The organism is Maridesulfovibrio ferrireducens, assembly GCF_016342405.1.
GTDB lineage: Bacteria > Desulfobacterota > Desulfovibrionia > Desulfovibrionales > Desulfovibrionaceae > Maridesulfovibrio > Maridesulfovibrio ferrireducens_A.
On the sequence record NZ_JAEINN010000002.1, the window covers coordinates 347,164 to 368,384 of the forward strand.

26 protein-coding genes and 1 pseudogene are annotated in these 21,221 nt (G+C 43.4%); 7 read left to right on the plus strand and 20 right to left on the minus strand.

Annotated features, from left to right (window positions below):
- Window positions 1-8: 8 nt before the first annotated feature.
- Complete coding sequence (locus JEY82_RS03460; RefSeq protein ID WP_304082574.1) at window positions 9-1,922, minus strand: ankyrin repeat domain-containing protein; 1,914 nt, start codon at window positions 1,920-1,922, stop codon at window positions 9-11.
- 283 nt (window positions 1,923-2,205) lie between these two features.
- On the opposite strand from JEY82_RS03460, the gene JEY82_RS03465 reads away from it, so the two are divergent.
- Complete coding sequence (locus tag JEY82_RS03465; protein WP_304082681.1) at window positions 2,206-2,418, plus strand: type I restriction-modification system subunit M N-terminal domain-containing protein; 213 nt, start codon at window positions 2,206-2,208, stop codon at window positions 2,416-2,418.
- Between the two features lie 100 nt (window positions 2,419-2,518).
- Here the strand turns inward: JEY82_RS03465 and JEY82_RS03470 are convergent, their stop codons facing one another.
- The 6 genes from JEY82_RS03470 to JEY82_RS03495 form a co-directional block, all read right to left on the minus strand.
- The gene (locus tag JEY82_RS03470; RefSeq protein ID WP_027722859.1) at window positions 2,519-2,800 is read right to left on the minus strand and encodes a peptidylprolyl isomerase; all 282 of its coding nucleotides are present in this window, start codon (window positions 2,798-2,800) and stop codon (window positions 2,519-2,521) included.
- 435 nt (window positions 2,801-3,235) lie between these two features.
- Window positions 3,236-3,547, minus strand: coding sequence for a HigA family addiction module antitoxin (locus JEY82_RS03475; RefSeq protein WP_031483976.1), 312 nt, complete (start codon window positions 3,545-3,547; stop codon window positions 3,236-3,238).
- A 10-nt stretch (window positions 3,548-3,557) separates the two neighbouring features.
- Window positions 3,558-3,842: a type II toxin-antitoxin system RelE/ParE family toxin gene (locus tag JEY82_RS03480; protein ID WP_304082579.1), complete on the minus strand. Its 285-nt coding sequence runs from the start codon at window positions 3,840-3,842 to the stop codon at window positions 3,558-3,560.
- 395 nt (window positions 3,843-4,237) lie between these two features.
- Window positions 4,238-5,290: an ABC transporter ATP-binding protein gene (locus JEY82_RS03485; protein ID WP_304082581.1), complete on the minus strand. Its 1,053-nt coding sequence runs from the start codon at window positions 5,288-5,290 to the stop codon at window positions 4,238-4,240.
- A 9-nt stretch (window positions 5,291-5,299) separates the two neighbouring features.
- A complete protein-coding gene (locus JEY82_RS03490) occupies window positions 5,300-6,961 on the minus strand; it encodes an iron ABC transporter permease (protein WP_304082582.1) in 1,662 nt (553 codons plus the stop codon).
- A gap of 1 nt (window position 6,962) precedes the next feature.
- Window positions 6,963-7,964 carry a Fe(3+) ABC transporter substrate-binding protein gene (locus tag JEY82_RS03495; RefSeq protein WP_304082583.1) on the minus strand — a complete coding sequence of 334 codons (1,002 nt, stop codon included), beginning with the start codon at window positions 7,962-7,964 and terminating at the stop codon, window positions 6,963-6,965.
- A gap of 662 nt (window positions 7,965-8,626) precedes the next feature.
- Between JEY82_RS03495 and JEY82_RS03500 the strand changes: the two genes are divergently transcribed.
- Window positions 8,627-11,779, plus strand: a complete 3,153-nt coding sequence (locus JEY82_RS03500; RefSeq protein WP_304082585.1) for a transporter substrate-binding domain-containing protein — start codon at window positions 8,627-8,629, stop codon at window positions 11,777-11,779.
- Window positions 11,780-11,837: 58 nt separating this feature from the next.
- Here JEY82_RS03500 and JEY82_RS03505 read toward each other — a convergent pair whose 3' ends face one another.
- Together JEY82_RS03505 and JEY82_RS03510 are read right to left on the minus strand one after the other, a co-directional pair.
- The gene (locus JEY82_RS03505) at window positions 11,838-12,068 is read right to left on the minus strand and encodes a hypothetical protein (protein WP_304082587.1); all 231 of its coding nucleotides are present in this window, start codon (window positions 12,066-12,068) and stop codon (window positions 11,838-11,840) included.
- Window positions 12,069-12,222: 154 nt separating this feature from the next.
- A pseudogene (locus tag JEY82_RS03510) lies at window positions 12,223-12,543 on the minus strand (DUF3987 domain-containing protein); the annotation flags it as partial.
- Window positions 12,544-12,946: 403 nt separating this feature from the next.
- On the opposite strand from JEY82_RS03510, the gene JEY82_RS03515 reads away from it, so the two are divergent.
- Complete coding sequence (locus JEY82_RS03515; RefSeq protein ID WP_304082589.1) at window positions 12,947-14,140, plus strand: site-specific integrase; 1,194 nt, start codon at window positions 12,947-12,949, stop codon at window positions 14,138-14,140.
- Here JEY82_RS03515 and JEY82_RS03520 read toward each other — a convergent pair.
- From JEY82_RS03520 to JEY82_RS03570, 11 genes are all read right to left on the minus strand, one after another.
- Window positions 14,135-14,362: a hypothetical protein gene (locus JEY82_RS03520; protein ID WP_304082591.1), complete on the minus strand. Its 228-nt coding sequence runs from the start codon at window positions 14,360-14,362 to the stop codon at window positions 14,135-14,137. The genes JEY82_RS03515 and JEY82_RS03520 overlap by 6 nt on opposite strands.
- A gap of 1 nt (window position 14,363) precedes the next feature.
- Window positions 14,364-14,759, minus strand: a complete 396-nt coding sequence (locus JEY82_RS03525; protein WP_304082592.1) for a hypothetical protein — start codon at window positions 14,757-14,759, stop codon at window positions 14,364-14,366.
- Window positions 14,760-14,825: 66 nt separating this feature from the next.
- A complete protein-coding gene (locus JEY82_RS03530; protein ID WP_304082594.1) occupies window positions 14,826-14,987 on the minus strand; it encodes a hypothetical protein in 162 nt (53 codons plus the stop codon).
- Window positions 14,984-15,433, minus strand: coding sequence for an ASCH domain-containing protein (locus JEY82_RS03535; protein ID WP_304082595.1), 450 nt, complete (start codon window positions 15,431-15,433; stop codon window positions 14,984-14,986). Before JEY82_RS03535 ends, JEY82_RS03530 begins: the two co-directional genes overlap by 4 nt.
- A gap of 41 nt (window positions 15,434-15,474) precedes the next feature.
- Window positions 15,475-15,741 (minus strand): hypothetical protein, encoded by a 267-nt coding sequence (locus tag JEY82_RS03540; protein ID WP_304082596.1) that lies wholly within the window; start codon window positions 15,739-15,741, stop codon window positions 15,475-15,477.
- The gene (locus JEY82_RS03545; RefSeq protein WP_304082597.1) at window positions 15,741-16,574 is read right to left on the minus strand and encodes a hypothetical protein; all 834 of its coding nucleotides are present in this window, start codon (window positions 16,572-16,574) and stop codon (window positions 15,741-15,743) included. Before JEY82_RS03545 ends, JEY82_RS03540 begins: the two co-directional genes overlap by 1 nt.
- A 69-nt stretch (window positions 16,575-16,643) precedes the next feature.
- On the minus strand, window positions 16,644-17,378 hold the full coding sequence (locus JEY82_RS03550) for a hypothetical protein (RefSeq protein ID WP_304082598.1): 735 nt from the start codon (window positions 17,376-17,378) through the stop codon (window positions 16,644-16,646).
- Entirely contained in the window at window positions 17,378-17,791 is a 414-nt protein-coding gene (locus JEY82_RS03555) for a hypothetical protein (RefSeq protein WP_304082599.1), read from the minus strand. The genes JEY82_RS03550 and JEY82_RS03555 overlap by 1 nt, the downstream gene beginning before the upstream one ends.
- Before the next feature lie 588 nt (window positions 17,792-18,379).
- Window positions 18,380-18,652, minus strand: coding sequence for a type II toxin-antitoxin system RelE/ParE family toxin (locus JEY82_RS03560; RefSeq protein WP_304082600.1), 273 nt, complete (start codon window positions 18,650-18,652; stop codon window positions 18,380-18,382).
- A gap of 1 nt (window position 18,653) precedes the next feature.
- Entirely contained in the window at window positions 18,654-19,220 is a 567-nt protein-coding gene (locus JEY82_RS03565) for a hypothetical protein (protein ID WP_304082601.1), read from the minus strand.
- 309 nt (window positions 19,221-19,529) lie between these two features.
- Window positions 19,530-19,850 (minus strand): hypothetical protein, encoded by a 321-nt coding sequence (locus JEY82_RS03570; RefSeq protein WP_304082602.1) that lies wholly within the window; start codon window positions 19,848-19,850, stop codon window positions 19,530-19,532.
- Window positions 19,851-19,904: 54 nt separating this feature from the next.
- On the opposite strand from JEY82_RS03570, the gene JEY82_RS03575 reads away from it, so the two are divergent.
- The 4 genes from JEY82_RS03575 to JEY82_RS03590 all read left to right on the plus strand — a co-directional run bounded on the left by JEY82_RS03575 (window position 19,905) and on the right by JEY82_RS03590 (window position 21,219).
- The gene (locus tag JEY82_RS03575; RefSeq protein ID WP_304082603.1) at window positions 19,905-20,159 is read left to right on the plus strand and encodes a hypothetical protein; all 255 of its coding nucleotides are present in this window, start codon (window positions 19,905-19,907) and stop codon (window positions 20,157-20,159) included.
- Window positions 20,160-20,397: 238 nt separating this feature from the next.
- Complete coding sequence (locus JEY82_RS03580) at window positions 20,398-20,871, plus strand: hypothetical protein (protein WP_304082604.1); 474 nt, start codon at window positions 20,398-20,400, stop codon at window positions 20,869-20,871.
- The gene (locus tag JEY82_RS03585) at window positions 20,868-21,047 is read left to right on the plus strand and encodes a hypothetical protein (protein WP_304082605.1); all 180 of its coding nucleotides are present in this window, start codon (window positions 20,868-20,870) and stop codon (window positions 21,045-21,047) included. The genes JEY82_RS03580 and JEY82_RS03585 overlap by 4 nt, the downstream gene beginning before the upstream one ends.
- Window positions 21,025-21,219: a hypothetical protein gene (locus JEY82_RS03590; protein WP_304082606.1), complete on the plus strand. Its 195-nt coding sequence runs from the start codon at window positions 21,025-21,027 to the stop codon at window positions 21,217-21,219. The genes JEY82_RS03585 and JEY82_RS03590 overlap by 23 nt, the downstream gene beginning before the upstream one ends.
- Window positions 21,220-21,221: the final 2 nt, after the last annotated feature.

The following is a 21,221-nucleotide window of genomic DNA, read 5'->3' on the forward strand; positions in this document are numbered from 1 at the left end:
AGAGCTTCCTATTTAACCTTGTTCAACCGTATTTTGTTGTCGATGATCAACATGCCTTTTACAAGTTTCCACTTCATGGATGTTGGCGGAGCCCCCTCAGGATTCCAGATCATAGTGTCGCCATTGAACGTATACGTTCCTTTCTGGGCGACTATTGTCGCTTTCATTGAGCCTTTGGGAAATTGCTTAAGAATTTCCGGCGTTAACTTCGAATTAAAATTGAAGTTTCCGTTCTTGTTCAACACTACGGTGTAGATGGCCTGCGGAAGTCCGTCCTGAAAGCCTTTCCATGTACCGATGAGCGCGTCCACGATTACACTTTCCCGGACGATGGGTGTTTCCGGTTTGATTCCCTGTGACTTGAGGAGCTTCGCGCTGTCCTTGTTGCCCGCACGATTGGCGTAGCTCATGACTGTTTCGCCAGCGCCATTCTTCATTTGGGCATCCGCGCCCTTGTTCAAGAGTAGTTTGACAAGTTTTTTATTGCCCGCGCCAGCTGCAAGCATCAACGCTGTCTCGTCCTTATTGTTCACAATGTCGAGCTTTGCGCCTTTGCTGATCAACAAAGCTGCCCGCTCATACCCTTGCGAGGTGTTGGATTGCTGAGCTGCGCTCATAAGCGCGGTGTTTCCGTTTCCGGCCTGAAAATCAACGTCGCCTTTGCCGGATAAGAGGGCCTTGATGATCGCAAGGTTGGCTTTGTGCTTGAAAGGATCAGGATTCGAAGCGGCTTTTATCAGCGGAGTAACAAGAATGTTGACGGTCGACTTCGTATTAGTATTCGCGCCAGCATTGACGAGCACACTCACCATGTCCGCATCTGAATGAATCACGGCGACGATGAGCGGCGTGGACCCGGTTTTATCTACAAGGTCAAGTTTCGCGCTGTGCTCGATCAGGCATTTTGCAATGTCGATATGACTCGCGCTTGCGGCTACATGCAACGGCGTTCTACCCGTGTCCAGACTCTTTAAATTGATGGAAGCGCCATTTTTCAGCAGGAGATTAGCGCAATCCACAAAGCCAAAACGTGCTGTAAGATGCAGTGCGGCACATCCTCCATTGTTATTTACAATCTTCTGCAAGTCTAACTTCGGATTTAAGGTCAGAAAATTTTGTATGAAATTGAACACGGTTTTTGCATTATCGTCACCAAGCAGTAAAATGGCATCCATGAGCGGGGTAATTCCACTATGATTGACATGATTGATGTCCGCACCGTTGGCAAAGAGGTAATCAAGCACTTCACGATTTTTGTGAAGAAACGTAGTTACAAGTACGGACGAACCTTGATTGTCCGCAATGTTAATCTTCGCACCATGTTCGTGCAGAAGCTTTAACGTCTCAAGGTCCTCGCATTCGGAAATAAACCAAAGTGCCGTTTGGCCGTTTTTGGTCCGCGCGTGGATATTAAGCCCCGCCCCTTGGGTGACAAGCACCCTGATTACGTCGGCATGGTCCCGTTGCGCGGCTTTTATGAGTGCGGTATTACCCCGCGATTCAGGGGTGCTGTCCGTCCGGTCCTTCTCGTTTGGTTTGGCACCTTTGTGCAACAAGATACTGACCATCTCCGCCTGTCCCATGTGCGATGCAAGGATGAGCGGCGTGCGCTCCCATTCGCCCCAAGCGTCATAACTCACACTGCGCTGGTTTACGTTCACTCTGGGAGACTGCAAGATCAGCTTTGTAATATCTGTATTCTCGTTTCGTAAAGCCCAGCACAACATGGAATCGCGGTCATAGATGGCGTTCACATCTGCCCCGAGCTGAATGGCAGCTTTAGCCTTGGCGAAATCGTTTTGGTTGATGGCTCTATACAGAGGTGGCCGAGTATCTTTATTCCCTTTTGCGAAAAGCGGAGTTGCCGCACACAAGATAAACAACATTATCACCGATATCTGAAACACATTCACATTTCTCACAGGTCACTCCGTAATATTCAGATTGGTGTTTAATAGCTTTAGTTCGTCTGCCGTTTTTATAGCCTTCATATAATTGTATATAGTCTCTCTACCTCCATAAGACAACATACCCCTGCATTTCATTTCCCCGAACATTAAATCTTGCACTTTCTCAACATGTGTACGAAACCTTCTTGGGGCAGTGTGTCACATTACGATTTATATTATAGACACTGTTGTTATCTTGTTATAAATAAAGACAAAACCAATAAGAATACTGATGTTTTAGCAGACATTTAAAAATATAGACGATGTACTTTGGAAAGAAGCCGGATGCTCCTCAGAGCTTGATTATACCGAACAGACTTCGTGGATGTTGTTTCTTAAATATCTTGATGATCTTGAAGTTGACCGTGCGGGCAAAGCAGAGCTGCGCGGCCTGCGGAGGTTGGAGACAGGAACGCCATTAAAGCTAACCTGCTTCTGCAGATGCTGCTGGGACCGGGATGTCCTGTGAATGGATAGAGGATATTTTTGCTGAAGAGAGTGTGTAACTCAAAAAAGAATAAAGCCCCGACTAAGTCAGGGCTTTATTTGTTATAACGGTGAAGAGTTGTTTAGTCTTCGCGGCTATCGATGATCAGCAGGTGGTAACCGAACTGTGTTTTTACGGGGCCATGAACTTCGCCAACGGCTTCATTGAACACAACGGTATCAAATTCCGGGACCATCTGGCCGGGGCGGAACTCACCGAGATCGCCACCGCGCTGACCGGAAGGACAGCTGGAGTGTTTTTTTGCCAGTTCACCAAAGTCTGCGCCGTCCTGAATTTGTTTTTTCAGGTCCAGACAGGTCTGTTCATCACTAACCAAAAGATGGCGTGCAGATGCTTTTGTCATGTATGTACTCCTGTAAGTTTTAATATAAAAATTTTAATTAACCTTGTAGTCTTGCCATTGCGATTTAATGCGTCGCAAAAAATGACCTTGCATGAATACGCAAGGACTGCAAGGTTAAATACTGCATACATACCTTCCAGATCAATCCGGTCCGCGAATTCAACCAAGTGCGCACGTCGAATTACGAGAATTACAGGCGGAGTACCAGTTATCGGTTGTCTTTATCAACATCTCCCACCAACCGATCAAAATCAGATACAAAAAACCTATCCTGAATGATGCGATATTTCTCAAATTCGGATTCAGCGTGAAGCATGGCATCTAGCGCTGTTACTTTACCGCTGCCTTGCAGGATTGTATGGTCGATTGAAATTTAAAAAGCCGGGGCTATCCAAAAGGACAATCTCGGCTTTATTCTCTCCAACTACAAAAAAATCAAGCGCACAAATGAAGCTCTTCACATGTCCGCACTTCTCTATCAATTCGGACAACAAGTTTATCATCCTTCGCAACTTCAAGATCATACCGCTGCTGAATATTTAACCAAAACTGCGGAGTTGTCCCAAAAAACTTAGCTAATCGCATGGCTGTATCTACGGTGATGCTTCTCTGTCCCTTCACCACCTGTCCGACGCGTTGCGCTGGAACACAAAGAGCCGTAGCAAGCTTATTGCGGCTTAATCCTAATGGTTCCATGAATTCTTCCAGTAAAATTTCACCGGGATGAACTGGGCTAAAATCTGCCATATTTATCTCCCTAATTGTGATAATCAGTTACTTCCACCTGTGAAGCGTGGTCCATGTCCCAGACAAAACAAATTCGGTACTGATTATTAATTCTTATACTATATTGTCCGGCTCTATTGCCTTTCAAAAGTTCAAGCCGATTGCCCGGAGGAACTTTTAAGTCTTTAAGATCATGAGCCGAATCAATTTGAATTAGTTTCTTATAAGCCGTTCTAGCTAGCTGATTAGGGATAATCCCCGAATACTCACGCTTAAACAGCTTCTCTGTTTCACGATTCTTAAATGACTTAATCATGAATCAAATGTATAACGCGTAGAGTATCACGTCAAGCGTTATACTGAGGTTTATCTTTTAGATTTATGACCCAGCATTAAATTTAACACCTTATGTCATAAGTTTACCACTAGATTGCTTGTTTTTGATCATCTCAATTTTAATACACATTATTGGCATCGCGACAAATAAAACCTCTATTCATCGCATGGTATGCGGCGAATAAATCCATATTTACTGCATCTGGCGCAATGAATAGCTAGCATGATTACCGCAAAGCAGTTTAAAAGAGCGCGGAATTCTCGAGCAAAATGTTGGAGAAGGGCGTAGTACCAGCTATCGTTTATGTACTTTAGAGAAAGTGCTTAAATAATAGATAGATATTTAAACTGCTTTGATTCATTATAGCTGTTCCTTTAAAGACAGCTATCCGCCGGAAATACAACCAGATCTTCTACTTCTTGATATATTCCTATACGTTGACCTATTGCATGCTGGTGGTGGCTTGGCACAAGTGAGAGAATTTGTTCTCCACTGTCCAGTTCAAGTGTATAAAGGATAGTTGGGCCGCGGAAGGTCTTGGATATAATTGTAGCTTCGTATGGACTGTTATCATGATGGACTACGTCTTCAGGTCTGATCAGCAGGTTTACTTTTGAATTTGGGCTGTACTCTTGTGGAAGTTCTCCGCTGAGCGTTCCAAGGGCGCATTCTACTGTGCTTTGGCTAGTAACCTCACCTTTAATGAACATTCCTTCCCCCACAAAACTTGCCACTACTGGATTCACAGGACGATGATAAACAGCGTGCGGAGTGTCCCATTGCTGCATGGTCCCGCTGGAAAGTATCCCAACTTTGTCCGCCATGGCAAAGGCTTCATTCTGGTTATGAGTTACCATCAGCGCTGTTATAGAACGATCCTTAAGGATTTTCCTGATCTCTGTGGAAAGGGTTTCGCGCAAAGCTACATCAAGATTGGAAAATGGTTCATCCATGAGTAAGAGCTTAGGTTCGGGAGCGAGAGCCCGGGCAAGAGCCACACGTTGCTGCTGTCCACCGGATAGTTCGTGAGGATATTTATCTCCTTCTCCCAGCAGTTCAACCGTTTGGAGCAACTCTTCAATCCGGTTTTCCTGTTCCTTTTTCGAAAGTGAATCTATTCCGAATGCAATATTTTCTTTCACTGTGAGATGAGGAAAGAGTGCGTAATCTTGAAAAACCATGCCGATACTGCGTTTTTCCGGTGGGACAGTTTTGTTTCCAGCAACTTGTCTGTCTGCGATTGAAATGGAACCGGCTGCTAAATCTTCAAATCCGGCTATCGAGCGCAAAAGTGTTGTTTTGCCGCAGCCGCTGGGGCCAAGCAGACAGCCGATCTCTCCCTGTTCGAGGGTGAAACTGACATTTTTAACTGCATGAAAATTATCATAAAATTTATCTATTTCGTTAACTTTAAGAAGTTCCGGCATAGTAGCCTCCTATTTATCCATCTGTTTGGTGAGCAGCAGCACAGGTATAAGCCCGACAAGTATTAGGGCTACGGCTGGGGTCGCCGCCAGCTCCCATTCTCCTTCGGAAGTGTACTCATATATTTTGACAGCAAGAGTATCCCAGCCAAAAGGCCGCATCATCAGGGTTATGGGCATTTCTTTCATGATGTCTACAAGAACAAGAATGGCTCCGGTAAGTAATCCTTTTCTGAGCATAGGAATGTATATGCGGCCCAGCAAAGCCGTTCCTGTTGCTCCAAGAGTGCGGGCGGCTTCGCCTATGGATGGAGTTATGCGCTGTATTGCACTGTCCACAGAACCGAATCCGGCAGCAAGAAAACGAATGCAGTATGCCGCGATCATTAGACCCAGTGAGCCCTGTATAAATGGTGTGGCATTAAATCCAAGTTCTTTAAGCCCACCGACTACAGTATTATCCAACCATGCTGCAGGAATAAAGATACCTACGGCCAGAACTGTTCCGGGCAAGGCATAGCCAAGCGTAGCAAGGCGTGTGGCCCAGTTCATAAGTGGACCGGCATCATTTCTTTTGACAAAGGCAAGAGCAAGGGCAGCGGCGATAGTTAAGGTCGCTCCGACAAGGCCAAGTAAAAAAGTATTTAATCCGTATTCAAGATATCTGGAAAGATCTGAATCAATGGATTCAAGTCCCCACATAATCAGTTTGAAACATGGAAGAGCAAAGGCCAAAAAAAACATTAAAGCACAGGATGAAAAGGCGACCCATTTCCAAGGGCCGGATAGTTTTAGGCGTTCAGTGTTGTTTGGTCTTCCTGCTTCTGTGAAGCGCATGCGCGAGCGCATTTTCTGCTCGGTAACCAGTGCGACAAGAACTATTATTCCTAATACGGAAGAAAGCTGTGCTGCACTTGCAAGGGAAAACATACCGAACCACGCTTTATAAATGGCTGTGGTGAAAGTGTCGTAGTTGAAGATCGAAACCGCACCGAAATCAGCAAGAGTTTCCATGCAGACCAGCACAAGTCCGGCTGCTATAAAAGGACGGGCCATTGGTAGCGCTACTTTAAAAAATGCTTTTGCCGGTGAATGACCCAGCGTGCGGGCTGCTTCAAGGGCAGTGCGTCCTTGAGTCATGAAGGCGCTACGACTCATGAGATATACATATGGGTAGAAGGCAAGAGAGAGGATTGTCGAGACCCCGAATCCGTTGCGGATATCTATAAATTCAGCTGAAGGAAATATGTTTCTTATGAGAGACTGTACTGGGCCTGTGAAATCGAAAATTCCAAGGTAAACAAAAGCAAACACATAAGGAGGAATGGCAAAGGGCAGAACCAACGCCCATGAGAAAAATTTGCGGCCTGGAAAATCACAAGCTCCGGTGAGCCAACCAAGTCCCACTCCGGCTATAGCTGTAAGGGGCAAAATGCAGGCCAACAGTACCGCGGTATTAAATATAAGTCCGCCGAGCACGTTTTCAGTCAAGTGCGACCATATTTCCTGCTGTGGAGAAAAAAGATAGCTCATGATTACGAGTAGAGGCGTGGCTGACGCAGCCGCAAGTGCTCCGGCAATGGCGAACCATGCCGGAGACTTGAGGCGAAAGATATTCCGCCGGAATGCTGGAGGTCGAATTCCGACTGAATTTCGGGAGTTCTTTAAAGACATGTTATTTGTATCCGGCTCTATCCATCAGCTTGATAGCTTCTGCCTGATATTCACCGTATTTGGATACGTTCATAGGATTACCTTTGAATTCTCCCCAAGCTTCAACAATCGGGTCTGGCTTAACTTCTGGGTTAACAGGGTATTCCATGTTCAGAGATGCAAATTTACCTTGAGCTTTGTCAGAGGAAAGCCATTCAAGTAGCTTAACAGCTTCTTTTTTGTTCTTTGCATTTGCAGTCACGCCTGCTCCGGAAACATTCATGTGAACGCCGCTTGTTTTCTGATTGGGCCAGAATATATCGAGCGGGAGAGCTGGATTCTTTTTAAGCAGACGACCGAAATAATATGTGTTGACTACTGCAACATCACCAACGCCAGCTGCAACTGCTTCAAGAGCTTTGGTGTCGCTGGAGAAAGGGGCTACAGACAGATTCGCCACCCATGATTTAACAATTTTTTCAGTTTCGGCTTCACCTTTGTCGGCGATAATAGATGCTACGAGAGACTGGTTGTAAACTTTTTTAGATGTTCTGAGCAAAAGACGTTTATTCCATTTGGCCTCACCGAGCGCTTCATAGGTGCTCAGTTCCTCAGGGGAAACCTTTTCTTTATTGTATACGATTGTACGAGCTCGTACAGAAAGTCCAACCCAGCGGTTCTGGGGATCTCGAAGATGCGAAGGTACGTTCTTTTCAAGAATATCAGAATTAATCGGGGCTAGAATTCCTTCCTCTGCAGCATGCCAAAGGTTTCCGGCGTCTACTGTGATGAACAGGTCGGCGGAAGTGTTAGCTCCTTCCGCTTTGATACGCTCAAGAAGAGCTCCTGCTTTACCAGTAATGTATTTTACTTTTACTCCGGTTTCTGCAGTATATGCATCAAACAAAGGTTTGATGAGGTGTTCTTTACGTGCAGAATAAACAACTACGTCTGCAGCAAAAGCTGACGCAGACCATACTGCAACCATAATTGCGGTGATGGTAAGGGTGATAAGTTTTTTCATATTTTTCTCCGTTGTTTTATTTTTCGCTTTGTTGATGTTGAAAGTGAATTTCAATAACAAGTAAGGGTGTCATTCAGTTTTGTCAATAAAAATATACTAAAAAAGTATGAAATTATTGGAATACAAATTTAAGCTCTTGTTATTAGTAGCAGTATTCCGGAATTTCCGGATAACTGAATCTTCTTCTAGTTCTTAACTTTTAATGATGTTTTTCAAGTGTTCGCGATAGTGCGTACATCGACATCAAACAACTCTGCCATAAGTTTTTGACTAGAGCCAGAGTAACTCCTCTTCATAACGTGCTTCAATGTTGCCTTTTCCAACCTGTGCGGTGAAGATCAAGAATTCTGCGGTCTATTTCTAATTTGTAGTGATTTGGGTATATTTGATTTATAGACTGTGGATTCATAAAGAAAGAGCAATATTTGCCTTTATCAGTTTCTTATAAGCATTTGATGTATTTTTGCCTATTTTTGTTGTTTTAGTTTATCTTGCTATGTATTAATAATATACATTTTTTTCGGATCTATTTTTAAAAAACGTCAATATTTTAGTAATAAAATTATTATTTTTCTTTATAAGGGATGATTATGTTTGCCTATCATCAATGTCGATTTATCATATTCAATTGCTTTTTAATTCTTTTGATGAGTTTTCAACAAGTGCAGGCAAAGGATAAACTTGTTGTTGCAATCGACAGCAACTACGCACCTATGTCTCTACTTACACCCGCAGCTGTTCCGGCTGGTATTATGGTTGAAATGTGGAAGTTATGGAGTGATCAGACCGGCACAGAAGTTGATTTCCTGTCAGGGACTTGGGAAGAGACTTTGAATATGGTTAAGACCGGTAAGGCGGATGTTCATTCGGGATTATTTAGAAATGATCAGCGCGCCGCATGGCTGGATTTTTCAGACACTTTGCATTCAATTAAAAGTGCATTTTATCAGAGAGCGAATTCTCAGCCGTTTTCAATGGATAAATTGGATGGCATAAAGTTTGGTGTTGTCGCTGGAACCTACCAGTCTACCTATTTGCGGGACAAATTCCCTGATATTTTGATTAATGAATATGATGATCATGACTCCTTAATAACAGAACTTATTGCGGGCAAGATCGATATTATCTTCGATGAAGGTACTACTGTTTCAAGGATTTTAGCTAGGCTTGGGTGCGAAGGACTTGTCAGCCGTGTGTCAGGTTCAACCACCGCGAATACGGTGCACGCAGGGGTATTAAAAGGAAAAACAGAGTTGATTAATCGTATTAACAAAGGCTTTCGAAATATTAAACATGATAAGCTTTCGTCAATCGATAACCGTTGGATAAAAAGCCCTGAAGATCGTTTTTATCAGAAAAATAAAGCCGGGTTTGAAGTTGTACTAACCGACGAAGAAAAGTCCTATATTCAGAAAAACACTTCATTATCCCTGACCTCAACTCCAAACTGGCCTCCATTCGAAATGAAACAGGATGATGGTTCCTATGCTGGTATAGCTGCAGACTTTATTCGCGTAGCAGCAGGTAAGGTCGGACTCGATATAACTCCTGTTTTTGATACAAACTGGCAAGCTCATATGGATAAGCTGAAAACAGGAAAACTTGATGCCGCTCCTGGATTGAATGAGACTCCAAAGCGTCTTAAGGATTTTGTTTTCACTAAGCCATACATAGAATATTATTCCGCCATATTCACTACAGCGGATCGTGAGGATATCTTCTCTCCTGAAGATCTGGCTGGAAAGACGGTAGCTTTGGAAGAGGGATATGCCATTGCACGAAATCTACCCACTGATCGCCCTGATATCAAGATGTTGCTTGTTAAGAGCACGCAAGCTGCTTTGGAAGCTGTAGCAACAGGAAAGGCTGATGCGTACATTGGTAATCAGGTTGTAGCTTCTTATCTTATTAAAAAATTTACCCTGCCCAATCTAAAGCTTGTCAGCCTCTGGCGAACTGATCTTCCCGGTCAGCTACGTATTGCCGTGGATAAGGATAATCCCGTATTAAAAAATATTCTTCAAAAAGGACTTGATGCTATAACCAAAAAAGAAAGGGAAGCTATTCTTTCAACCTACCTTGATGCTACAGGTTTTCAGCAAAAAGTTTTTTCACTCACAAAAGAACAATGGGCGTGGCTGAAATCTCATCCTCAAATCAAGCTTGGAATAGATCAGCAAAGTGCTCCCTTTGAGTTCATTGATGAAAACGGCAAAATGCAGGGGATTGCGTCGGAATATATTGCATTCATTCAGGATAAGTTGAAAGTGGATATGATTCCAGTTGATGGTTTGAACTGGAATGAAGTTCTGCAATATGCCAAGGAAGGGCGTTTGGATATTCTTCCGTCGATTGCCCGGACTCCTGCCAGAGAAAAATACCTTCTTTTTACAGAGCCTTATATTGAATTTCCGGTCGTTATTTTTTCTTCTAAAGAAGCACCTTTGATAAGTAAACTGGATGACATTGTACATGGCAGGATTGCTTTAGTTGAAGGGTATGCCGCCCATGAATATATCACTTCGGATCATCCAGACTTTGAACTTGTTCTTTATCCTACTGTCCCTGATGCTGTTACTGCACTTGCTCTCGGTAAAATAGATTGGTTTATCAATGACTTGGCTACTAGTAGTTACGTTATTGAAAAGAAAGGAATAACCAATTTGAAAGTGGCTGCTGCAACTGAGTATGTTATGTCATTATCAATGGCTGTTCGTAAGGATTGTCCTGAATTACTTGAGATTGTTAACAAGGCTTTAAGTGTTCTTTCAGATGAAGAAGCAGAAGAAATCAAGGGCAAATGGCTTGCATTAAAATTTGAGCACGGCTTGGATATGTATACCGTTATGACATGGGCATTGCCCATTACTGGCGGTGGGCTCTTGATTATAGGTTTGATCGTGTTTTGGAACAGAAAGCTCGGAAGTGAAATTTCAGAAAGGAAAAAAGCGCAATCAGAACTGGCTGAAACTTTGAGCTCTCTTGATAAAAAGAATACAATGCTTGAAGGGTTGTCTACAAAGCTTGCGAAATACCTGTCTCCACAGGTGTATGATTCAATTTTTTCGGGTAATCGTGATGTTGTTTTATCCACAGAGCGTAAAAAACTTACGGTCTTTTTTTCTGATATAAAAGACTTCACTCAGACCACAGATGATATGCAGCCGGAAGACCTTACTTCCTTGCTTAACCATTATTTCACAGAGATGTCTGCCATCGCACTTGAATATGGAGCTACCATTGATAAATTTATTGGTGACGCTATGCTTATGTTCTTTGGAGATCCTGAATCAAAGGGCGTAAAAGAAGACGCTGAACTTTGTGTGCGTATGGCTATCGCAATGCAAAAAAGAATGGTTGAACTTGAAAAAGAGTGGCACAGCATGGGGTACGATAAGCCGTTTAAAATGCGAGTGGGTATCAATACTGGATATTGCAATGTTGGCAACTTCGGTTCTGAAGCACGTATGGATTATACTATTATTGGAGGTGAAGTTAACCTCGCAGCCCGTCTTGAAGGCCAAGCTGATCCGGGCGGAGTGCTTATGTCCTCAGAAACATATAGTTTAGTCAAAGACATAGTAAACGTTGAAGAGCGCAAACCGATAGAGGTTAAGGGGATTCGCCGCACTATTCAGCCTTATGCAGTCCTTTCAATCTGCGGAGAGGATGTATCCTGCTCCGATTATGGCAAAGTGATCCGTTACAAAGAACAGGGGTTTAATCTTTCCATAGATCTTAACAAGCTTTCTCCAGAGAATCGGGTTAATATTTCACAGCGTTTAAGTGAAATAGCTTTGTCTCTGAAAGAGTAAGGCTATTTCGTTGTTTAGTATTGAATATATTGTTAGATTTTATAGTTGAAAACTGCTTTTAAAAGCCCCTTCCAATCTGCCGAAGGGGCTTTTTCTTAATCCTTTGCATTAACTTTTTCATTGCCTGAACAACATTTCCAACTCGCTCCAATTCGCTCAGCAAGTCCCGGCAGCCGTGCAGTGCCTTTTCCATCTTGGGTATCCGCTGATCTTGATCGTCCAGACGGTGACTCTGTTCTTTTTCCATTCGGTTCAATGTTTCCGATAAGGTCTTCTTTAATTCGTTCATGACTTATCCTTGAGTAAAATGGCGAGACGGTTTCCGACTTTCCATATCTGTTCCGTATTCGTTCCTGACGGAAGAATTATGAATCTCCGGTGCTTTTCCTGATATGTTGATACACCCCAACTTTTGAGTTTGTTTTCTATTACTTTCTGGCGTTCTATCTTCTGGTAAATTCTGATGTCCATAAGGGAGTAGCTTCCTGCTCACAGCGGATGAATAAGAATCTTGGAAGAAATCCAGAAACAGTGTCTTTGTGTTTAAACAGAGATGGAAGCAGGGCAGGTTGAACTGTTCCGAAAATTGAAACACAGCCGTGTGGTATGTGTAGAGCGTCTTTTGTGCTGCGGGACACTTTCCAAGGGCCGCAATCGTAAGCTGAAAGCAGCCGGGTTTTATCGCCTCCGTCGCCGCCTTTATTGTCGTACCTTCCGAGATCTGCGAGCATGCCGGATAGCTCATCACGATACCAAAGTATACCACGGGGATTATTCGTTCATGTATTGGTTTTAGTATGGTATTTGAACAAGGGCTTTTGCCCAGCAAGGATTTTGATAGGATCAATTCCGCTTTCAAGCTTATCACAGGAAAAGGACCGAGTCTCACCGATGTCAACGCGGTTAACAGAACTATAACGAACGCAGAAAAAAACAAAAACCCTTGCTATTCGGTTGAATAACAAGGGTTTAGTTGATCTTATGGGATCGTATAGGACAATATGAAATTGGGGTTATGGTGGAGGCGGGGGGAATCGAACACCCTTTTTATGTGTTTTCTATAATCCCGCTTAAAGCATAACTTGCCGTAAAATATGAATTTTGTATGTAAATAGATTTCTCTAAACCCGCTTGACCGGATCAAAAAGGTGGGGCTATAGTGGGGCCATGAGAGCTAAGAAAGAACCCACGATTTACCCCGGTGTCAGATATAGATCCCACGCGACTCGTATGCATGCGGGTAAGCCTGATAGGTACTTTTTTATCAGATATAAGCTTAATGGGAAAGGGGTTGAAGAAGGCCTCGGTTGGGCCAGTGAAGGAATGAACGCTAAACGAGCATCATTAGAGCGTTCAAAATTGCGTGAGTCTCAAAGGACTGGAAGCGGTCCGCAAAGTTTGCACGAGGCCCGTGAAGATGTTCGAACTGAGCAGGAATCAGCGCGGCTTGATGTGCTTGAGCACAAGCAAGAAAATATGCTTTTTGATGAGCTGGTTCCTCAGTATTTGAAGTGGGCTGAAGCTAATAAAAAAACGTGGATATGGGATGAACGCAGGCTTAGAAATCACATACAGCCGGTTCTCGGAGTATTGAAACTTAAAGAGATATCAGCGACAGAGCTGGAAGAATTGAAATTTCAGTGTCAGAAAAAAGGACTCGCGCCGGCAACAATTAATCACTGTATAAATTTAGCCAGTAGCTTGTTTAACTTTGCCAATCGACTCGGTATTTATGAAGGCAAAAACCCTGTACGAGATATAAAAAAGATTAAGCATGACAATAAGAGAGTGCGGTTTTTAAGTCATGATGAAGCGCGGAAACTTATGAAAGAGGTTAAGTCGCGAAGTGAAGATTTCTATCATATCTCGATGGTTTCGCTGTATGCAGGGCTGCGGTTTGGCGAGATAACGGGGCTTACTTGGTCTGATATAGATTTAGAGCATAGAATCATTCATGTGCTTGATCCAAAGAGCGGATATAATCGGCAGGCTCATCTTGTAGACTTGTTATATGATTTATTCTCAATTCGGTTCCGTGAACAGGAATCGAACCCAAGTCCCAATTCTTTAATTTTCCCCGGTCGGCAGGGGCAACAAATTTTTAAAGTAAGTCACACATATAAGCGTTCTGTTGATGATCTCAAGATGAATGAAGGGATAACCGACCATAGACATAAAGTTGTATTCCATACTTTGCGGCATACGTTTGCAAGTTGGCTGGCTTTGCAGGGGACGTCTTTATATATGATTAAGGAATTGCTTGGGCATAAGACACTTGAAATGACCATGCGCTATGCCCATCTGTTGCCGGATCAGAAAAAGAGTGCAGTTGAGGAAATGGCAAGCAAGGCCGCATTATAGCATTTCCTGCGATCTGTTTTCTATCCATGCAACGAGTTCAACGGAAGGGTAAGCTATTTTTCTGCCTGATTTAAAACGCTTTGGACCTTTGCCATCTGCGTCTAGCTTCTCCATGTAGCTCCGAGTTAAAAGCCCTCCTGTTAGTGCTTCAATGGAATCGCGAGAAACGATAGCAGGTAGCTTGTCCAGCATGAATGAAAGATCTGGTGTCTTTTTAGGCATTTTATTTCTCCTCATCAATAAATGGGCAGTCTCCACCCAGTTCAACTCTTTTAAATTCTGAGACATCACAATTCTTACATTCTCGCGTCCACATTCTGTACGGCTCACGATCAGAGATTGCATTCCAATGTTCTTTATTCCAACGGTCAATAACCTCTTGGTCTATGTCGTGAAATGTAGGTTCGTCCCATTCGTGAGGGATCGGTGGTGTTTGATCTTTGCAACTGATTTTCTCAGTTGAATAATCTATTTTAATGTTGACGGTTAGAGCAAACTCTTTTCCGCATTCTGGACAGTCAACTTCTGAGCATTCGTCAGAGTCGTTAAATTCCCAGCTGTCGGAGAATTCATAGTCGCAATAAGGACATTTTATTTCGTTGGTATATTCGTGAGCCATTTTATTTTTCCTCCGCCTACGCGGATTTTCTGAGTGCATAGAGTGATTCTTCGTAAGCAAAATTTTCTAGTCACGTGCGTTTAGCTCAGACAGTTCAAAATAAATTGCAAACAGCATATTGATGACAGCCTTTTCGTTTTCTCCTCTCCAACAAGAAACAATAGATATTCCAAAGAACAAAATTGAAAAGAATTTATAGCCATTTTTACTAAATATTTTACGGATCATGACGCATCCCTCAACTCTGCCTTGAATATTCCAAGCTGACCTTTCAAAGGCTGAAACGGAAAGGGGTTTGCCTGTTCAAATATCCAGTGAATTGTTCCCGTTGTGGGTTGTGCCCACGGTGAATGGTGCAGTTGCGTACAGCCTGTTAGCACTGCGGAACCGACTATGCCGCCAGTTTGAAAAACGTGTTCATTGCCCGGTAGTCTGGCTCTAAAATCATCAAACGATGCCCCGACGTATGAAACAAGTCCTTCAGCCGCGTCTATGACGCTGGAACTGCCACACATTGCTTCCCGGTCAACCTGCTTACCTGCGTGAATAATGAAAGTTTGTCCGTAATATTTAGGACTTGCGCTCCATGACCTATTTTCAATGTCTTTAATGCCGAGGGCGATTAGGCCCGCCCACGGTTGACGTACTGATAAGGTTGGGTAGATTTTAATCATTGTTGCCGTCCCACTTGCGGGAATCTTGGATAAAATATTCTTTACTCATCGTCATTTTCCTCTGTTTCCCAAAAGGTCGGAATTTCATCGACTTCATCACCAAGGTCTGAAAAGTTTTTCTGATCCTCGTCGTAAAGACAGTATGTTCCGGCTATTTCATTCGCTACAGAGTCAAAGTCTTTTTTTACTTGGTCAGTTTCCCACGAATGGTCACCATCAAGCTCTTCAAAAAGCTTCTCAAGGCTATGGAATAAGCTGTCGCAACTGTTGCCAAGCTTGCGACGGAGGTTGTCAAAATTAACGCTCATTACGCCGCCTCCCGCATATCCGCGACAATGCCCGGACACGCGAACAGTTCTAGCAACATGCCGTATGTTGTTACTTTTCCGTTGTATTCAATCTTGGCTTCGGGAACTAAGCGCGAAGCGGACAGCTTAATAAGGCCGTAATGCTTTTTGACGATCTTTAGAGCTTCGTCTTTTGCGTATGCGGCGACGGCGAATCTGTCGGACACGTTCCACATTTTGAGGGCTGGCTTTTTGAGTGCAGTGGATTCATTCCATAAAGCTAACTTGAACGCGGTGTAATCCTGTTCAATCCTGTCACAGTGCTTTAAAATTTCGTCTTCGTCATAGTGACGTTGCAGGGCCGTGAGTGCTGCTTCTGTCCAGTTCCAACACTTGAGTTGCTTATCGCTGTAGCCTTTGGCTTTGAAATGCTGAATTACATCAGCAACAAGAAGCTGGAGAACGTCGGCAATGTGAGCGAGTTCAATGTTGCTTTTGTGAGGCCAAATTTTAACAACTTCACGGTCATATTTTGTTTGCTGAGCAATGGCGTATTGAGGCGACACTTTGAATTGCTGAGATTCGTCGCAAGCTTGATTTGTCCATTTGTGAAGCCGTTCGCCAATCTGAGCAAAAGGTTTATCTCCGTCTTTAACCCCTTGTTTTACGATAGCTTTACCGACCATGCGCGCTAGAAGTGCGGGCATGGTCCACATTGTCCAATCCTTCGCGATCATAGGTTGTACTATACGGAGCTGGACGCATACGGGTGAATGGCAACGGCTACCTGAAACAGTGTTCCCGCAGTGTGGGCAGATTCGGGGAGCCTTGCGGCATTTTTTACGTTTTGACATAGGGGTACTCCGAAAATATGGGGCGGGGTTGGTGGAAGCCCCGCCCTTTATTGAGGGGGTGTAATGCTGTTAAGCAATTACGGTTACGTTAAGCTTGCGCTCTTCATTCAGCTCTTTATTCAGGAAGTCTTTTACGGATAGGGCGGCAACCTGTTGCCATGCGCCGCCGTCGGCTTCAAATAGCAGACAAGAACTGTCTTCTTTAAGCCTGAAGGTGAACAAACGTTTCGGCTGGTCAACGTCGGGGAAAGTACAATATGGGATTAGTTCCAACGGGTTTGGAATTTCCGCGCCGTCAACGCGGCTTGCTCCGGTGTGAACTGATACAGTCTGCGTTATGCCGTCGTCCTTAATATCGGCTGATCCTTCGACTCTGACTGTTGCCAGAGTCTTAAGCAAAAGTTCCTGATGGGGATTAGGGAGAAACATAGATTGAAGCAGCGGGATAAATTTATCCTTCGCCCATGCGCGGTTGAACATGTCCGCGTAATCCGGCAAACGGGGTTCTGCTCTGATATATTCGTCACGCTGTTTAAATTCGCCGATCAGGTTGGACAGAATACGAACCTGCGTCGGGCCTTCAACTTGAACAATCAAGGTGTCAAGGTCGAGCTTATCTTTGTTGGCTTCGATATAGTCCACCAGAGAGGTCAGAGTAGAAACGTTAAGCACTACAGGGGTAGGCTCTTTGACTGAAAAAATATTTTTTGAAGTATATTTTCTGCCGCCAATTTCAAATTCTTCAACCTTTGCAAGCCCGAGAAGTTCTTTCAAAAGTTCATCGTTTACTTTAATATTATTCATTATTTATTACCACCAGCCGCACGTTTAAGCGGTGTTACATTGTCCCTTTCTTCATCTTCTTTCGCATCACCTGCCGCCGCTGACTTGTTGTCAACATTTACGCCGGGAAGCAGGGCACGGTTAGGGTCCACGTTGCCGAATTCGGACATTGTGGCGCATCCGTCTTCGTCTGTTCCGAAAGACGCGTTGCACTCAACAGGTGCTTGCGGTGCAAGCTTGCAGCTAGGCTTAAGAATGATCTTGCCTATCTCGCGTTCCTTGTCTGGCTTAAAGGAAATTTCAATAATAATTTTACGCTGAGCGGTGGCTTCGGTGTTCGGGTCTAGTACATTATCCGCCACCTGCATGAGCATATAGTCGACCATTTCAATAGCGGCACCGTTCTTAAGTGTCGCAAGTGAGAGTCCAGACATATCAATACCTCTCGTTAAATTTTAAAGTTCTGAGCCTTTGCCAAAAATCGAAGCCTTTAAGGGGGCCGGGACCAATTCCCGGCACTCCCAATCAGCAATTACGGAGAGGGCATGTCAGACCCCTTATAGACTTCGATAGTTTCGGTGCTTCTTCAAAAGAGTGAGTCTGCCCTGAGCGTCCATAGCTGATATGGGGAATCTCCTTTTGTGTAAGTGGCTCGTAGGCTATCTTTATAAGTGGCTCGTAAGCTATCTTTACAAAAGGACAGGGCTGTTTGTTTTGCTTGCCCCTGGTTCACTCTTTTAAGGAAACACCGAACATTAAACTTTCAAGAAACTGAACTTGTAAGGATTACTTACAAGTTGGATTAACACTTGATTTAAGCTGTACTTGCTCCGGCTATTTCGCGCGGAGTGTTCGGGCTTGTGTCGCTGTGTTGAATAAATTCTTGCGCAATTTGCGCTATCTGTCAATATAAAAATATAGCAATTTGCGTCAACACGCGTGGGCGGTTATTGCGGAGTGTTTAGTACAGGTTGAAAATTGGGCAAAAGAAAACCCCGCCGGAGCGGGGTAGGGAGTGTCTTTTAGGAGTGTTTATTTTTTTTGTAAATCTTTTTGCGGTCAGCTATTTTTAGTAAGTAAACAGTCAGTTCTTTATCTTCTATTGAGTAGATTATTCTGTAGTTGCCTGATCTTACTCTATAAAAGTCATTTAGTTTACCACTAAGTTTTGTATATCCTTGTGGGCGTGGATCTTCCTCTAGTCCCTCAATCGTCTCTTGAAGCTGATCCTGAATTTTAGCCGGAAATTTTTTAAATTGTCTGTAGGCTTTTTTAGTGAATTCTACTTCGTACATATTATTGAAGTTTGCATTCTGCCTTAACTTGTTTCCAGCTAACTGTTCCCTCAGTTTCGATAGATTTGAGGGCTTCCAGAGCTTCTTCAGCGTCTTCGATTTCTTCTACTATCGGGTGAGGTTCTCCCTCATTGAGTTTTGCCCATTGTTCAAGAAGATAGTCAAGGCGTTGGTCGTCTGCTTGATAGGCTCCGATGATCGCTGAGTTCAGGTGTCGGAGATTTGTCTTGTCATGCTCATATGCTTTGAAGAGATAGTCAGCACCTTCTTCAGCGTAGCCCATCCCACAAAGAGAACAACCAAAGTTGAACATGAAGAGTCCGGGGAGTCTCCTTGTTTCGGTTGCGAGTCTTATTGATTCAAGGTGATTTTTTCTCATTTTGGTTTCATTTTTTTCAATGAAACCAAGAATTCCAAGAGCACAATAAGCAATGATTGGCATAGAGTTTAACAGGTTCTGTGCTCGCTTATTGTACATAGCGATTTCGAATTCACTTAGTGCCCCTTCGGAGCAACGAACTCTCAAATCGTCAATTATGTTGTCTACTGCTGGTTCTGCTGCAGTCATTTTTATATCCTCTAGGTTGATCAAATGCTTTCGCCTTATTTAGGCATATGCATAAACTATACAAATACAGTATATGCTAATTAAGCTTAGTCAATCAATTCAAAATTTGCATTTTTCACATGACTTCAACGACGATAAGCCCGTTGTAGTAGATTTCAAATTTGCTGTATGCATATTTTAATCATTCTTATTTAAAATTCAATCTGTTTTTGAATTCTCTTAACCTGATTATTTTTAAATTACTACCAATGTTCTTATAATAGTCTCTGTGAAATTGACGAATAGGTCTACCGGACGAATATATTAATTTTAGGCAGACTTGAGGGTTTGCTGAGATGATTTAAGTTTTTGTTTTTCAATCTGCATTTTAAATCTTTCCCCAGCTCGGAACGTTAAGGTACCGAAATCAATGCCTAGCCCTACGCAAAGACGATATGTGTCTGCAATCGTAAGAGATTGGGGTTTGCCTGTGTTTTTGCGAGGGTGTCTGAACTGTCTCCATCTTGTTATAGAACTACCTGAATCACCAAAGGCCGCTCTTGCAAGTTGGCTATGGTTAAGTTCTTTTTCTTCCGCGATTAGACAGATTTCCTCAATAACAATTCTTTCAAATGTTTCTGCGTCCTTCATAGATATAAATTATAGTAAAAAGATTTTTGTCATAAGCTTAAAAATTGCGCTTGCATGATTGGCGCAATTTGCGCTAAGTTCAACTTCATGAAACGAAGTGAACCATTTCCACCACAATTGATTTCTCAACTGGAGAAAAAGCTGGGCAAAAATAATGTTGCTGAAGCTTTATCAGTGCATCCTGCGTCTTTTCGCAGAATTAAAGCTTCAAATCGTGCAGATTCGACAGTGGTTAAGCTTGCACAGCATATTGCTAACCCTGAAAAGTTTCCTTTACCGTGTGCGCCTTCTCCAAAGGAGGCCGCCTAGTGCCACCTCCACCCCAATTAATATGCAATGAAGATTGCCCACTTTACCCGTTGAAACATTCACATTCACCGCCGCTTTCTTGCGTCGATTGCAATTGCCAAGAACGCCAGCCGAATAAGTGCGACGACAACGGCGCTCGTTCATCACGATGAACTGCATAAATAATACAACGCTTTCTCAGCTTAAGCACTGGGAAAGGAAACTGATAATTATCAATTAAAATTCACAGGAGGGCAGTATGGCTCATAATTCCGACCCTGAGAAAATTCCGACTACGTCTCACGGTTTCTTCACTGACTGTATCGGTCTTTTGACAGCTAAAGGATTAGCTGAAGCTCTCGGAATCAGCATTACAACTGCATACCGTCAAGCGGAAGATCCAGATTTAACAGCTGAACCTGTCCGTAACTATTTGGATAAAATCAAGGCCGTTTTTCGTCGGCTTGAGAATATCGGACGTGTAGATCTTGCTGTTTCAGGGCTTCAATTTTTAGCGGATTCAATTGGTATGCGTGTTATTCCGAAAAGTTCGCCGGTTCCGGACAAAGATTCACTAGAAGCGGAACTGTTGGACGATCTGCCGCATCTTGCAGCTGTTCATACCGCGATTATGGAGAAAAAGCCGCTTGAGGAAGTTGAAAGACTTGCCTTTATAGCTATTCGGGAAATTGAAGAGGATGTCGTTAAATATAAAGGGGAGCTTGCAAAATGAAAAAACAAATACCTTCACCTGAACCTTGCCCAAAGTGCGGCGGGTATGGCGTAAAATTCAGCTACATAGGCCATTTTAAGGCCGTTTGCGATACGTGCGGACATTCTTCGGCTCTTGAAGAGTCAAAGCCGTTAGCAATGGAAAGCTGGAACCGTGAATCAAAAGCCGGAAAGTAAAATTTGTGAAGGGCGTGACTGCTCAAATGTCCTTTACCGTATTCATCCGGCAACGGGAGAATATCGAAGTGATGAGCGTTGGAAAGCTTTACGATTCTGTTGTGCGGGTTGTTTTAACGGCAAGGCGCGTAAAGAGCAGCTAGAAGCAAAGAAAAAAGCCCTAAGATTTTGACC

What these genes read in the sequence shown, in the direction of transcription:
- JEY82_RS03565 (WP_304082601.1), bottom strand. Translation starts at nt 19,220, where the DNA reads ATGACTGCAGCAGAACCAGCAGTAGACAACATAATTGACGATTTGAGA.
- JEY82_RS03515 (WP_304082589.1), top strand. Translation starts at nt 12,947, where the DNA reads ATGAGAGCTAAGAAAGAACCCACGATTTACCCCGGTGTCAGATATAGA.
- JEY82_RS03505 (WP_304082587.1), bottom strand. Translation starts at nt 12,068, where the DNA reads ATGAACGAATTAAAGAAGACCTTATCGGAAACATTGAACCGAATGGAA.
- JEY82_RS03550 (WP_304082598.1), bottom strand. Translation starts at nt 17,378, where the DNA reads ATGAATAATATTAAAGTAAACGATGAACTTTTGAAAGAACTTCTCGGG.
- JEY82_RS03480 (WP_304082579.1), bottom strand. Translation starts at nt 3,842, where the DNA reads ATGATTAAGTCATTTAAGAATCGTGAAACAGAGAAGCTGTTTAAGCGT.
- JEY82_RS03475 (WP_031483976.1), bottom strand. Translation starts at nt 3,547, where the DNA reads ATGGCAGATTTTAGCCCAGTTCATCCCGGTGAAATTTTACTGGAAGAA.
- JEY82_RS03575 (WP_304082603.1), top strand. Translation starts at nt 19,905, where the DNA reads ATGATTGGCGCAATTTGCGCTAAGTTCAACTTCATGAAACGAAGTGAA.
- JEY82_RS03495 (WP_304082583.1), bottom strand. Translation starts at nt 7,964, where the DNA reads ATGAAAAAACTTATCACCCTTACCATCACCGCAATTATGGTTGCAGTA.
- JEY82_RS03520 (WP_304082591.1), bottom strand. Translation starts at nt 14,362, where the DNA reads ATGCCTAAAAAGACACCAGATCTTTCATTCATGCTGGACAAGCTACCT.
- JEY82_RS03525 (WP_304082592.1), bottom strand. Translation starts at nt 14,759, where the DNA reads ATGGCTCACGAATATACCAACGAAATAAAATGTCCTTATTGCGACTAT.
- JEY82_RS03530 (WP_304082594.1), bottom strand. Translation starts at nt 14,987, where the DNA reads ATGATCCGTAAAATATTTAGTAAAAATGGCTATAAATTCTTTTCAATT.
- JEY82_RS03555 (WP_304082599.1), bottom strand. Translation starts at nt 17,791, where the DNA reads ATGTCTGGACTCTCACTTGCGACACTTAAGAACGGTGCCGCTATTGAA.
- JEY82_RS03570 (WP_304082602.1), bottom strand. Translation starts at nt 19,850, where the DNA reads ATGAAGGACGCAGAAACATTTGAAAGAATTGTTATTGAGGAAATCTGT.
- JEY82_RS03540 (WP_304082596.1), bottom strand. Translation starts at nt 15,741, where the DNA reads ATGAGCGTTAATTTTGACAACCTCCGTCGCAAGCTTGGCAACAGTTGC.
- JEY82_RS03585 (WP_304082605.1), top strand. Translation starts at nt 20,868, where the DNA reads ATGAAAAAACAAATACCTTCACCTGAACCTTGCCCAAAGTGCGGCGGG.
- JEY82_RS03535 (WP_304082595.1), bottom strand. Translation starts at nt 15,433, where the DNA reads ATGATTAAAATCTACCCAACCTTATCAGTACGTCAACCGTGGGCGGGC.
- JEY82_RS03485 (WP_304082581.1), bottom strand. Translation starts at nt 5,290, where the DNA reads ATGCCGGAACTTCTTAAAGTTAACGAAATAGATAAATTTTATGATAAT.
- JEY82_RS03490 (WP_304082582.1), bottom strand. Translation starts at nt 6,961, where the DNA reads ATGTCTTTAAAGAACTCCCGAAATTCAGTCGGAATTCGACCTCCAGCA.
- JEY82_RS03545 (WP_304082597.1), bottom strand. Translation starts at nt 16,574, where the DNA reads ATGTCAAAACGTAAAAAATGCCGCAAGGCTCCCCGAATCTGCCCACAC.
- JEY82_RS03580 (WP_304082604.1), top strand. Translation starts at nt 20,398, where the DNA reads ATGGCTCATAATTCCGACCCTGAGAAAATTCCGACTACGTCTCACGGT.
- JEY82_RS03470 (WP_027722859.1), bottom strand. Translation starts at nt 2,800, where the DNA reads ATGACAAAAGCATCTGCACGCCATCTTTTGGTTAGTGATGAACAGACC.
- JEY82_RS03560 (WP_304082600.1), bottom strand. Translation starts at nt 18,652, where the DNA reads ATGTACGAAGTAGAATTCACTAAAAAAGCCTACAGACAATTTAAAAAA.